At 28.5% G+C, this 14255-nt stretch carries 11 protein-coding genes; 4 read left to right on the top strand and 7 right to left on the bottom strand.

Going from position 1 to position 14255, the window contains the following annotated elements:
• Positions 1 to 5: 5 nt before the first annotated feature.
• Positions 6 to 362 carry a hypothetical protein gene (locus KGF45_RS08730; protein ID WP_227828869.1) on the top strand — a complete coding sequence of 119 codons (357 nt, stop codon included), beginning with the start codon at positions 6 to 8 and terminating at the stop codon, positions 360 to 362.
• A gap of 101 nt (positions 363 to 463) precedes the next feature.
• Here the strand turns inward: KGF45_RS08730 and eam are convergent, their stop codons facing one another.
• Together eam and KGF45_RS08720 are read right to left on the bottom strand one after the other, a co-directional pair.
• Entirely contained in the window at positions 464 to 1732 is a 1269-nt protein-coding gene (gene eam / locus KGF45_RS08725) for a glutamate 2,3-aminomutase (protein WP_227840801.1), read from the bottom strand.
• A gap of 379 nt (positions 1733 to 2111) precedes the next feature.
• On the bottom strand, positions 2112 to 3515 hold the full coding sequence (locus tag KGF45_RS08720; RefSeq protein ID WP_227842236.1) for a PLP-dependent aminotransferase family protein: 1404 nt from the start codon (positions 3513 to 3515) through the stop codon (positions 2112 to 2114).
• Between the two features lie 126 nt (positions 3516 to 3641).
• Here KGF45_RS08720 and KGF45_RS08715 point away from each other — a divergent pair, with 126 nt between their 5' ends.
• A complete protein-coding gene (locus tag KGF45_RS08715) occupies positions 3642 to 4343 on the top strand; it encodes an aspartate/glutamate racemase family protein (protein WP_227828872.1) in 702 nt (233 codons plus the stop codon).
• 123 nt (positions 4344 to 4466) lie between these two features.
• Here the strand turns inward: KGF45_RS08715 and KGF45_RS08710 are convergent, their stop codons facing one another.
• On the bottom strand, positions 4467 to 6008 hold the full coding sequence (locus tag KGF45_RS08710) for a hypothetical protein (RefSeq protein WP_227828873.1): 1542 nt from the start codon (positions 6006 to 6008) through the stop codon (positions 4467 to 4469).
• Positions 6009 to 6282: 274 nt separating this feature from the next.
• On the opposite strand from KGF45_RS08710, the gene KGF45_RS08705 reads away from it, so the two are divergent.
• Entirely contained in the window at positions 6283 to 7332 is a 1050-nt protein-coding gene (locus KGF45_RS08705) for a PTS transporter subunit IIC (protein WP_227828874.1), read from the top strand.
• A gap of 50 nt (positions 7333 to 7382) precedes the next feature.
• Here KGF45_RS08705 and KGF45_RS08700 read toward each other — a convergent pair whose 3' ends face one another.
• Together KGF45_RS08700 and KGF45_RS08695 are read right to left on the bottom strand one after the other, a co-directional pair.
• Positions 7383 to 8417 (bottom strand): DUF6398 domain-containing protein, encoded by a 1035-nt coding sequence (locus tag KGF45_RS08700; RefSeq protein ID WP_227828875.1) that lies wholly within the window; start codon positions 8415 to 8417, stop codon positions 7383 to 7385.
• Positions 8418 to 8434: 17 nt separating this feature from the next.
• Positions 8435 to 8782, bottom strand: a complete 348-nt coding sequence (locus KGF45_RS08695) for a cupin domain-containing protein (RefSeq protein ID WP_227842234.1) — start codon at positions 8780 to 8782, stop codon at positions 8435 to 8437.
• A 255-nt stretch (positions 8783 to 9037) separates the two neighbouring features.
• Here KGF45_RS08695 and KGF45_RS08690 point away from each other — a divergent pair, with 255 nt between their 5' ends.
• Positions 9038 to 10420 (top strand): peptide MFS transporter, encoded by a 1383-nt coding sequence (locus KGF45_RS08690; RefSeq protein WP_227842232.1) that lies wholly within the window; start codon positions 9038 to 9040, stop codon positions 10418 to 10420.
• Positions 10421 to 10505: 85 nt separating this feature from the next.
• Here the strand turns inward: KGF45_RS08690 and KGF45_RS08685 are convergent, their stop codons facing one another.
• Positions 10506 to 12299, bottom strand: coding sequence for an aminopeptidase P family protein (locus KGF45_RS08685; protein WP_227828877.1), 1794 nt, complete (start codon positions 12297 to 12299; stop codon positions 10506 to 10508).
• Between the two features lie 237 nt (positions 12300 to 12536).
• Positions 12537 to 13928, bottom strand: a complete 1392-nt coding sequence (locus tag KGF45_RS08680) for a peptide MFS transporter (RefSeq protein WP_227828878.1) — start codon at positions 13926 to 13928, stop codon at positions 12537 to 12539.
• Between the last annotated feature and the right edge of the window lie 327 nt (positions 13929 to 14255).

The raw sequence follows: 14255 nt of genomic DNA, 5'->3' as shown, positions 1-14255 counted from the left end.
TTAGTATGAAAAAAGCACTTATATCTTTATTAGTTTTATCTTGTTTGTTATTAACTGCACCAGTAAATGAATCTTCTTATGCTGATTCTCAAAAGAATATTCCTGTAAGTCAAGATACTAAATTGACTCAAGAACAAGCTAAAGAACTTTTAGTAAAATACAACAATAAAGTTGATTACATATATCAAGGAAATGCTAGCGATTTTGAAGCATTAAAAGCTAAAAATCTTAATGGATATGTATTTTTACCAGATGCAGATGGTGACATTGGTTACTTTGTAAATGAAAATACTTCTGAGATATATTACTTCCATCCAAGTGGATACCTTGAATTGGTTAATCAACAACAAAATAATAAATAAAATAAATAACTAATATAAAAATGGATGCAAATTGATATAAATTTAGCATCCATTTTATTTTTATTTTAAAGTTGTTTCTTTTTGTATATTTAAATATTTTATTAATCCTGCGCTTGCTCTTTTATAAGTTTCTTTATATCTACAGCTGGTTCATCTTCCATTTTTATAACTTTTCCTTCCCATGTTCTAAGCATCACATAATCTGTTCCTTTTGATACAAGATATTGTGGAAGTAATGGAGTCTTACCACCTCCTTTTGGAGCATTAACTATATATGTTGGTATTGCCATTCCAGATGTATATCCTCTTAGATATTCCATTATTTCAAGACCATCATCTACTGATGTATTGAAATGTTTTGTTCCTTTTACATGTTTGCTTTGGAATATATAGTAAGGTTTCACTCTTATTTTAAGCAATTCTTGATTTAAACATCTCATTACAAATTTATCATTATTTATACCATTTAATAACACTGCTTGATTTCCTAATGGTACACCTGCATTTGCTAATTTTTCACATGCCTCTTTAGATTCTTTAGTTATTTCCATTGGATGATTAAAATGTGTATTTATATATATAGGATGATATTTTTTTAGCATATTACAAAAATCATCTGTAACTCTTTGTGGCATTGTAACAAGAGTTCTAGTTCCTAATCTAACATAATCAACATGTGGTATTTCTTTAAGTTGGCTAAGAATCCATTCTAAATAATCATCTTTTAATGTAAGAGTATCTCCACCAGTTACTAATACATCTCTTATTTCTTCATTTTCTCTAATATAATCTATAGATTCTTGTATAACAGCTTTTGACTTATGAGAATCTTGTTGACCAATATTTCTTCTTCTTTGGCAATGTCTACAATACATAGCACATTCATTTGTTACATTTATTATTAATCTATCTGGATATCTTCTAGTTATACATCCTGCTGGATTTGTATACTCTTCTCCCATTGGGTCTAAATCATCTTGTTCATCTTCCAATTCTATATGTGTTGGTATAGAAAGTAATTTTATAGGGTCACATATATCATCTGGGTCTATCAAACTCAGATAATATGGAGATATTGCCCATCTAAATTGAGTACCAACTTCTTCTATATATTCTTTTTCTTTTTTAGTTAGATTAATAATCTTTGATAAAGTATCTACATCTGTGATTCTATTTGATAATTGCCATTTGTAATTATTCCAGTCTTCTTCTGTTCCATTTAATATGCTTAATATCTTTTGTTTTCGTTTATTTATCTCTTCTTCTTTTTCAAGACCTCTGTTAATTGTTTTCCTAGCCTGAATATAATCATCAATTTTTGATTTTAGTTCAGCAGCTCTCTCTAAGGATATTCTAGTTTGTTCATTCATAATTTTTAGCTACCAAAATTAATTAATTTCCATTATTGATAGCATCCTCCTTTCTGGTGTGTTTATATCATTCTGATAGGCAAATTTAATTTTGCCATATAGATTTTATAACATATGAAATTGATTTTATTTTTGCATTTTTTCTGTTATTTTATACATTTATGAATATTTTCCCACTATCGTCAATAAATTACAATTTATTATGCATTTTTTTTAACAAATGATTAATTATTTCTATTTTTAAGAATTATTTTACCATAAAATGATTATATTTTCAAGATGATTAAAGTTAAAATTTTAATAGAAAGTAAAGTATTTCATCAAATAATAAAAGCGGAGGTTTATTATAATAAATTTCTCCGCATTTTTATTTATTTAATTAAATTATAGGAAAATCTCTCTGATTTTTAAGAAGTGACTTTATTGTATTCAACCCTTTCTCTAATTCTTCTACATCTTTTGGAGCTGTTACACAAATACGAACAGCTTTTGGCACAATAGAATTACCAACTGAAAAACGTTCAGCACAATATACCTGAACACCTAAATTTTTTGCATATATCTCAAATGATTTTCCATCCCATTCATCTGGAAGAATCAACCAACGAAAACTACAATTTTTATCACCAATTAAATTATAATCAGATAAAATCTTATTAGTAGCTTCATTTCTTTTTATAATTTCATCTTTTCTTTCTTCAATAATCTTATTTATAATAGGAGAATGCAGTAAACGATGTACTATTTCTGCATTAAATAGGGAAACCATCAAATTCATATTATATAATGCATTTTCTAGACTTCCTATATAACGTTTTGGAGCAACTACAAACGCTACTCTAAGCCCAGCACAGATAAATTTAGATGTACTAAGAATATATATAGTATTATTACTAGCTAAAGAAAATACTGGATCTTGTAAATCCGGTTTAAAAATACTATTTATAGCATCTTCAATAATTATGATATTATACTTTTTTGCTATCTCTGCTATTTTCTTACGTGATAAGTTAGACATAGAATGTGTTGTTGGATTATGATAATCTGGAATGATATATATACCTTTTATGTTTTCATTTTTACAATAATTTTCAAGAGACTCGATTGACATTTCATTATTCTCTTGGGGAATTGGAACTAATTGAATGCCTATCATTTTAGCTATTGACTTGATTCCAGAAAAACTCAATGAATCTGTTGCAATTCTATCTCCAGCCTTAAATAATCCTAATAAAGTAGCGCATATAGCATTTTGTCCACCTGTAGATAAAAGTACATTTTCTTCTTTAGTATATATATTATTTCTTTCTAACCATTTTGCAATTGATTTTTTTTGCATGTGTGTACCTGATGGAGACATATATTGAAGAAATTTTTCCATTTCTGGTTGTTTTAATACATTTTTAATAAAATTGATAATATATGTATTTTGTTCATAAGGAGGATGTACTGTACCAAGTTCAATTATACCTTTTGATTCTGTTTGATAAAGCAATGTATTGCTTACATTTACATCAGAAGAAATAAAGGTCCCTTTTCCTACTTTTGCACATATTAATCCTTTTTCTTCACAAAGTTTAAATGCCCGTGTTATTGTACTTAAATTTAAATCGAGAAAATCTGCTAATTCTCGTTGTGGAGGTAATTTATCTCCAGGATTTAAATTTCCTTTTTCAATGTCTTCTTCTAACAACATTGCTAAAGTTTTATATATTGGTGGTTTTCGATTGTTTAATTGTGGTTTCCATGTCATTGGATAATTTTCAAATGAATTTATTGGCATATAATTACTCCTTTTAAAGATAATTGTCCTCCATACAATTTTATCATTGTATGCTTATATTTTAGATGCTATACTTGTATTTGTAAATAGCTATTACAAAATAAATAGAATGAAAAGGTGATGAATATGAAGACTATAGGCTTAATCGGGGGAATGAGTTGGGAGAGCACCATTACATATTATCAAGTTATAAATACAGTAATCAAGGAAAAATTAGGAGGATTACATTCTTCTAAATGTATACTTTATAGTGTAGATTTTCAAGAAATTGAAGAATGTCAATCTAGCGGAAATTGGGAAAAAAGTGCCAAAATCTTATCTGATGCTGCAATTAATTTACAAGACGCAGGAGCAAACTTTATTGTTATATGTACTAATACTATGCATAAAGTTGCACATAAAATTCAACAAAATATATCTATTCCACTTTTACACATCGCAAATGTGACTGCTGATGAGTTAAAAGAAAAGAAAATCAAAAAGGTAGCTTTATTGGGTACTAAGTATACAATGGAGCAAGATTTTTATAAAAATATAATTATAAATAGTGGAATTGAGGTTTTAATACCAAATGAAGAAGAACGTTCAATAGTAAATAACATTATATTCAATGAGCTTTGCTTAGGAATTGTATCTAAATCCTCTAAAAAATCTTTTTTATCTATTATAGATAAATTTGTTAACCAAGGAGCAGAAGGCGTTATCTTAGGATGTACAGAAATAGGTCTTCTAATTCAGCAAAATGATACTTCTGTTCCACTATTTGATACAACTCTAATACATGCAACACAGGCAGCATTAGATTCAATTGTAGATGATATTAACTAGCAATAAATATTTTTACACTAAAAATTTAATACCAGTATATTTCAATAAAATAAAAAGGATAGTATGATTACCCCTATACTATCCTCTTCTTATAATGATTTAATTTCTCAATAAATCATAAATTTATCTTACATTTATAACATCACTATTTTTAGAATTTTGTCCATTGTAATTTGCAACTACATAGATATCTAAATTTAAATCTCCTTCAGGAATACTTATAGTATGTTCATTCCCTTGTATGTCACTTTGATACAAAGTAAACTCACCATCTCCATTAGTATTATTTTTTACATATATACTATAGGTACATTCTTTATGAGATACACTACTCCAGTTAACTCTAATAACATTGTTATCTCTGTCAACATTAGCTGATATATTTTCAACCTTCATGTTTTGTATGCTATCATTATTATCTGAGTTGCCATTACCATTCACATTAGTAATGTTTATTACATTACTTGGCTTAGTTGTATCTGAGTCTTTCTTACCTAGAACATAAATATCATAATCTATACTCTGACTATCTTTTACATCAATTTCTATAGTAGCATATATCTTTTGGGATTTACCTAAATCACGCTCATTTATAGTTATAGATTTAATTTTCTTAAATGATTCTCCTGATAATTTGTCTTTAAGATATATATCATAGTCAAAAACATCTTTCATATAATCCCATTCAAGTTTAATAATAACTTTGTTATTTACTATTTTATGTGAACCTACTAAATTTTGTATATAGTCATTAGTTATAGTTTCTTTGACTACTGTTACAGTTATTATCTTAGACTTATCTCCACAAGTTATCCTTACTCTTTCTTTACCTTCTCTAAGACCTACTACACTTCCATCACTACTTAGACTTATAGCTCTTTCTACAGGTAATTTTGAATCAGCCAACTCATAGTGTATTTTTGGTGGTTCTAAGCCTGGTGGAGAAGTTATTATATCTGGTTTTAGTTTCTCATTTTGGTCAACTTCTATTTTTATATTATTCATATTTATCTCAGCAACTTTAGCTTGGATTCTAAAAGTTCTCTCAACTTCTTTGTTTCCACACTTAGCATATATTACAGCTTTTCCAACTCCAACTGCACTTACTTTGTTTCCTTTAATTTTTAAAACATCTTCGTTGCTACTTTTGTAAATTGGTTTATATGATTTTTTAAACTTCTCATAGTCAACCTCTATTGTACTCTCTATAGTGGCACTATCACCAACATGTTTTAACTCTCCATTAATTTCCATATCTAAAGATTCTACTTCTGGGTCTACTACTTTTATAGTAGCTTTTTTTAGTACTCTCGAATTTTTCATAATACCAACAGAAGAATACCCAACCTTTAATGCTGTCATCTTATTTCCTTCTATTTTTAGAGTCCCTGAATTATCTAAAACATTAAACCAAATATTTGGATCTTTAGCATATGAAGGAACTTTAATATATTCACCAGTAGACAAGGTAACTGTTTCGTTTAATTTTACTACATATTTATCTATATCTTTAACATATTCCCCATCTACAATTTCAATTTCTACTCCTTTTACCATTGGTCTAAATATTCCAAATTTAAAAAGGTAGTACTGCGCAACAAGCAATATAGGAATAGATATAATTATGGCAATTTTTCTGTATTTCTTATTTTCTACAAATCTCATCTATCCACTTCCTTTTAGCCTAGTATATGATCATTTGTTTTATAAGCAATCTACCTAAGTTAAATATTGGGATAAACTGGAAAATTATTATATTTCAGAATACCCCTATACTAATTATAAACCATAAATTTAAAATTTAAAACTAAATTTACTGTTATTTTATTGCTATTAAAATACTTTTAAATTAGTGAAATAACATTTGTCTTGTCAGCTGAAAAGTTATATAATTAATTAAAAAGAAATTATATTTGTATTATATGAGGAGGATTTTAAATTGGAAATCAATTGCAAAAAAAGAAATTTTAAATCATTTGCTAAAAGTAAAAATATTGAAATTTCTGTTCAAAGGTATCTTATTGACGCATTAAGTTATATGGCACTCGGCCTTTTTTCTTCCCTTTTAATTGGAACAATTTTTAACACATTAGGAGATAACTTTAACATATCTCTTTTTACTGAAGTTATAAGCCCACTTGCTAAGCAAGTTACAGGTCCAGCTATTGCAGTAGCTATTGCATATGGACTTCAAGCTCCTCCCCTTGTACTATTTTCTTGTGCACTTGTTGGTGCTTGTGGTAATGAATTAGGAGGACCTGTTGGTGCATTTGTCGCTACACTTTTTGCAGTAGAAATTGGAAAATTAGTTTCAAAAGAAACAAAGGTAGACATATTAGTTACACCTGCTGTAACAATACTAATAGGAGTACTTGTGGCAGAACTTATTGGACCAGCAGTTTCTGCATTTATGACTTCATTTGGAAACATAATAATGCAAGCAACAACTATGCAACCTATAATAATGGGAGCTATTGTCTCTGCACTTGTCGGAATAGCTCTTACACTACCCATAAGTAGTGCAGCTATTTGTATGATGTTAAGTTTGGGAGGGCTTGCTGGTGGAGCAGCAACTGTCGGTTGTTGTTGCCAAATGATAGGTTTTGCTGTTATGAGTTTTAGAGAAAATGGAGTAGGAGGTCTTGTAGCTCAAGGACTTGGTACATCCATGCTCCAAGTACCCAATATAATAAAAAACTGGAAAATTTGGATACCACCTACAATAGCTTCAATAATACTTGGCCCATTATCTACAACAATATTTAAAATGGAAAATATACCTATTGGCTCTGGTATGGGAACTTGTGGATTAGTTGGACAATTTGGAACAGTAACTGCCATGCAAAGTGCTGGAAAAGGTGGCATAACGATGTGGGTTGGTATACTTTTACTTAACTTTGTACTTCCTGCTATTATAACTCTAATAATATCAGAATTTATGAGAAAAAAAGGTATGATAAAACCAGGCGATTTAAAATTAGATGTATAAATAAAAAAACTACTCCTTATTTTTTTATCAGTAATAAGGAGTAGTTCTTTTTATGAAAATTCCAACATTTTTTTCAATAACCAATCCATAGAACCTTTAACTTCATTCCACAGTACTATATTTTCATCATAGTAATAGACAGCTTCTCCCTTTTCTTCTGCTGTAACAAACTCTCTACCAAAGGCATTTCGCCAATCTATTAAATATAATCCAATATATTTGTTTTTATTTTTAGCACTTTTAATAGCATCACTTGCTAAAAACATATTTTTATTTTTAAAATAATAAAGAGCTTTGCTATACATCCATGTAGCAGACTTTTCTTCTTTATACATTTCAAATAAATTATTTATTGCTGTTCTATCATTTAACCTAATTAATACATTGAACAATTTATACCTTATTCCTTGTTCATCATCAGGATTGATTTCTATTAAATACTCTAATACCTTTCTAGCTTCTTTTAAATTATCAATACTCTCTAACTTCCTAGCAAGAGACTCAAGTGCTACCATATAAGCTCTAGTAGATATACCTTTCCAAAATCCAAGTTGTCTATCTTCTTTAGTAATCATGCTTTTCCCAATATTTACAGCTTCTTCCATATACCTAATTGACTCAATATGGTTTTTAGCTTCTTGTGATAGTTTAATATATCTTTTATAAAGTATTTTTTTCTTTTCTAACTCTAAATCTATGGCTTTGGATTTAGAATTACTCTCTCTTACCCAAAACTCAATATTAGAGATAGCAATAGTATCTTGATTTAAAAAGTCAATATTACAGACTTCCTTTATCAATGATGATTTATTGTTTATAGTGTTTAAAGAAACACCTATTTGTTTTGAAAATTCCTTTTTGGTTATATGTAATGGATGCTTCTTATTATATAAGAGATTTTGCTCCAAAACTATGTTTAATATAGCTGAAGACCATATATCAGCTCTAGAAGAATGAATTATCTCTTTATTATTATCTAAAAGGTCTTGCAAGATTTTAAAACTTATATCTTTATATTCTTGATTTAAATTGGAGTTGCAAAATCTATTTATCTTGTCTTTAATTTCTTCTATCTTGCTTGTCATAACTCCTCCTCCATATTTTACACATATAAAACTACTGCTACAAATTCAAGTTCTTCTTCCCCTATATTCTCTATAGAATGTTCTTCACCATCAGCAGTATATATTACATCACCTTCATTTACTTCTACAAATTCCCCATTATCAAAAACTTTACCTTTCCCCTTTAATATATAATATACCTCAAAATCAGTTGTATGGTCATGCACACCAATTGAACTTCCTACTGGTAAAGTTATCCTTTTAAATAATCTTCCTTTTCCTTTAAGCTCATCAATTTGTAATATGTTTTCAAGCGTAACTTTTCCAACACCACCAGTTAAATTTTCTTTTACTTCTACTTGTAATTCAGATTTCTTTCTTATCATAGCTCATCCCACCTGCCAAACAATCAATCTAACTACTAAATTGGCATATCCTTTCCATAATATGTTGTATTTTAATATAATAATAACATATATTCTTATAAAAAAATATTACTGAATCTATAAAATAATGCTATTTTTACATATTATTAAGGCTTTATTTTTTTATGCCATAAGTTGACGTCTTTATAAAAAAAACATATACTCATATAGTATGGAAAAATTTTGTTAAATTATTGGTCTGGAGGTTCTCGACATATGTCAGTTTTAAAAACTCAAGAAAAACTTAAACAGCCTAAGGATTTATATTTTTGTTGTTCAATATTTACATTTGTAGGACTTGCATACTATGGTATGAAATTAGTACTCTTATTATTTTTGGCTGAACAAGTATCTAAAGGTGGTTTAGGGTTAACACCAGCAGAATCTGCATCAATGCTTGCATCTTTCTTAGCATGGACTTATTTTTCTCCTGTTATTGGTGGATGGGTTAGTGATAGATTTTTAGGTCCAAAAAATTGTATTATGCTTGGAATGATAATGGTTTCAATTGGCTACTTTTTAGGATATCTGGCAAATAGCAAAATGGATGTAAACGTCATGATATTCTTGTCTGGATTAGGAATAGGTTTTTATAAGGGAAACTTACATACCTTAGTTGGAAACTTATATACTAATGATGACCCAAGAAAAGATGGGGCTTTTTCTATTACATATATGTCTACTAATCTGGGAACATTATTTGGCCCTTTAATCTGTGGTTTGGTCGCTAATGAATGGTTTGCTATGAAAAATGGTACTTCTATAAATATGTATGGTTACAGATATGTATTTTTATTTGCTTCAATTACTGTTTTAATAGGTTTGTTATTCTTTATATTTGGTCACAAAAAATTTTATAAATCTTCAAGTAATGAATTTAGTAGTCAAAAAGAAACTATAAAGAAATCATTAGAATATAAGAAATTACTTGCTTCAAAACCATTAACTTCAGTTGAGAAAAAAAGAATAATAGTAATATTAATATTAGCTTTTTTTACAGTATTCTTTTGGATAGCATATAACCAGGCTTCTATGTCTATAGCTTTGTATACAAAAGAACACATAAATCTGACTGTTGGTAATTTTCAAATACCAACCTCATGGATAGATTCATATAATGGTCTTCTATGCGTCATCCTTGGTCCTATATCTGCTTTAATCTGGGTAAAATTATCTCAGACTAAAAAAGGTGATTTAAGTGTACCTTCAAAAATGAGTCTAGGATTTATACTATTAGCTGTGGCATTTTTATTTATGATAGTCGCAGTTATACAAACAGGAACTGACCCTAATTCATTTCAGAAAGCAAGTGTATTTTGGGTAATTGGATTTTTAACATTCCAAAGTATAGGAGAGATTTGTTTTTCTCCAGTTGGATATGGCATGGTAAATAAACTTTCACCAGAAAAATATATTTCATTCCTAATGGGTGTTTGGTTCTTAGGTAAATTTGCAGCAAATAAATTGTCTGGTTATACACAGGCTATTATAGACCACCTTGGTATGTTACAAGTATTTATAGTAATCCCTTCATTCTTATTGCTATTTGGAATTATATTACTTATAATGAATAAAAAACTTGTAGAATTATCAAAGTAAAAACTATGTTTAAGTTTAATAGATAAGATATCAAAAATCGAGGCATTAAAATGCCTCGATTTATTTATAGTATTCAATTACAAAACTATATAGCTCTAGTATAAACTTTTAACCATTCTCTTTCTTCACCAGTTAGGAAAGGAGATATTTTATCATAAACTAATTTATGATACCAGTTTAAATAATCTTTTTCATCTTGATTCATTAATTCTGGAACTATACCATCTAAATCAATAGGAGCTAATGTAACAACTTCAAACTCCATAAATTGACCATAAAAATTCTTTTCAGCTTTTCTAACTACTATTTCATTTTCTGTTCTTATACCATGAGAACCTTCTATATATATACCTGGTTCATTAGTAGTTACCATACCTTCTTCAAGAACTGCACTATCAAATCTTTCAGGAACTACTCTCCATCTAAATCCATTTGGAGCTTCATGAACATTTAATACAAATCCTATACCATGTCCAGTTCCACATTGATAATCTATTCCCATATTCCACATACAGCTTCTAGATAATATATCTAGGTTGTACCCTCTACAACCATGTAAGAATTTAACCTTAGAAAGATTTATCATACCTCTTGCTACAGAAGTGAAATGTAATTTTAATTCATCACTTATAGGTCCTAATACTGTAGTTCTAGTTATATCAGTAGTTCCATCATAATATTGTCCACCTGAATCTACTAAGAATAGTCCTTCAGCTTCTAACTTATAGTTTGATTCTGGAGTTGCACTATAGTGCATCATAGCAGCATGCTCTTTATATGCAGCAATTGTATTGAAACTTGGTTCAAAGAATCCTTCTTGTTCTCTTCTTAGTCCCTCTAATTTTTCAGTAGCACTTATTTCAGTTATTTCCATCTTACCTACATTATTCTTTAACCAGTACATAAATTTAGTGAAAGCTACACCATCTTTAACATGTGAATTTCTTATATTCTCTAATTCTACCTCATTTTTTTGAGCCTTAAAGAACATTACTGGATTAAACTCATCAACTTTTTCAACTCCACAAGGTATATTATTGTAAATTGCATAGTTAATCTTAGTTCCATCAACTAAAACTTTTTCATCTTTATCTATATGTTTTACAAAATCATATACATCATTATATGGTCTTATTTGTACATTTTCTTTAGCCAATTCATTTAATATCTCTTCATTTAATTTACTTTCATCAACAAATAAATAAACTTCTTTTAAAGTTATCACTGCATAAGAAAGTACGACTGGATTGTATTTAACATCTCCACCTCTTATGTTAAATAACCATGCTATATCATCAAGAGTAGTTATTACATGAGTAGAAGTACCTTTTTCACTCATTTTTTCTCTCAATCTAGCTAACTTTGAACTAAAACTTTCTCCACAGTATTTAACATCTAATAAAAATGCTTTACTATCTGATAAAGCTGGTCTATCTGGCCATATGCTATCTATTAAATCATATTGGTATTCTACTTTTATACCTTTTTTAGATAATTTTTCAGCTAATGTAGCTCCTTCTTTAGCACATATAACTTTACCATCAAAACCTAAAGTTCCACCTTCTGGAATATTTGTATATAAATATTCATCAGTAGTTGGGCAACCTTCTTGTCCCATTTTAAATAATTTTATTGTACTTCCTTCTAATTGAGATTCTGCTTGTATAAAGTATCTTCCATCTGTCCATAATCCAGCTTCATCTTTAGTCACAATAACTGTTCCAGCTGAACCATTAAATCCTGATATAAACTCTCTTGATTTGAAGTAATCTCCTACATATTCACTTTGATGATTGTCAGAAGACGGAATCATATAAGCATCAATATTTTTTTCTTCCATAAGTCTTCTTAATTCATTTACTCTGTCTTTTATATTCACAACAAGACCTCCTCAAAATAATAGTTTGAATAACTAAATATATAAGTATGTAAAGTTCATTACATAAATTTTCCTTTTATATAATCTATATAAATCTTATACACTCTAATTATCACAATTATAATTTTAATTACAATATCTATCTGTGTAAAGCTTTTTTTTCATAATTAAAGAGGAAATTACGTTTGATTTTATATTCAAATGTAATTTCCTTTATTTTCACTAATTAAGTATGGATTATTTTGTTTCTGTTAACAAATCCATTGCCATTAATTTTGTCAACATATTTCTTAATCCAAGTAATATTAAACCAAAGATTATTAAGACTCCTGCTATTCCTCCAAAGATTTGTAAAAAACCTAATGTAGCTGTAAATCCAGCAATTTTTCCTGATAACAAACTAGCAAAAAAACTTGTCAGATACCATGCACCCATAGACAATGTAGCATATTTAGCTGGAGCTAACTTATTAAACATTGCAAGACCTATAGGAGACAAAAATAACTCCCCTACAGTTGTAAATATATAGGTTACTACTATAAAAAGTATGCTAGCCTTTATTGTTCCATCTGAACCATTGGCTAATGTGGCAAATACCATAACTATAAAACCAAGACCCATTATTATCATTCCTAATCCCATTTTAACTGGAATAGAAAAATCGCCTCTTTTAGTATTAGATAATTTAACCCACAAAGTAGCTAATACAGGGCATAACGCTACACATAATATAGCATTTAATGATGTAAGCCATGCCACTGGCATTTCAAATCCAAATAGAGTTCTATTTACATTATCTCTTACATAAATCATAAATGAACTTTGTGTTTGATAGTATGCTGTCCAAAATAAAACTACAAATAAGAATAACACAACCATTGCTACTATTCTATTTTTCTCTAATTTAGTAAGTGGCCCATACTCAATTTTTTCACCTTTATTTCCCTTAGTAACTGGATGTTTTCCAACTTCTTTTAGTAGCTTTGGCGCAAGAAGTGTAAATATAATCATACCAAGCATCATACCTATACCACAAACTAAGAATGCCATCTTATATCCATAAGACACTATATCTCCGTTTACTCCTCTTACTGCAAATACATTATCAGAAAGCAATCCACATATGATTGGAGCTATGAATGCACCTACATTTACTGCCATATAGAATAAACTATATGCTGCGTCTTTTCTTGATACCTCGGTTTTAGGATATATATCACCAACTATATTGGAACAACTTGATTTAAAAAAACCATTTCCTAAAATGATTATTGATAGGCCTACCCAAACCATACTAATAGATGTAGACGATGCAAACAAAACAAAGTCACCTATTGCTATTAAAAGTGCACCTATAGATATACATTTTTGTTGACCTAAAACTTTATCTGCCAACCAACCACCAATTAATGGTGTAAGATATATAAGACCTGTAAACAAACCAAACATTGAAGTTGCTTCTTGAGTAGAAAGTCCTAGACCACCTTGAGCTACACTCGCTGTAAAAAATAATACCAACAAAGCTGTTAATCCATAATAACTAAATCTTTCCCATAAAATTGTCATACAAACAAGCCAAAAACTCTTCGGATGACTAGCTTTTTTAGATACGCTTTCAGTATTTGACATAAAAAAACGCCCCCTTATTATTTTTATAGTTAAATTCAGTACATAAGATTAGCTTAATCATTTTAACACATACTTATAATAGCATCTTTTTTTATATTACTCAATAGATTATTGTTAATATTTTCATTTTTTTATTATTATTTTTAAAATTATGAAAAATATTATTTTTTAAGTATTTTTAAAGAATAACTTTAGTATATATATTTGAATAGTATTTTTTTAGCTTTTAAATTTTTTTATTTATTTTTTTTATATTTTATATAGATTTTCAATCAAATAATTTAAATTCAAAATACGTTTTCATCGTTAATTTATGCATGTTATTTT

Source organism: Clostridioides sp. ZZV14-6154 (genome assembly GCF_020657785.1).
Taxonomy (GTDB): domain Bacteria; phylum Bacillota; class Clostridia; order Peptostreptococcales; family Peptostreptococcaceae; genus Clostridioides.
This window is presented reverse-complemented; position numbering and strand designations above follow the sequence as displayed.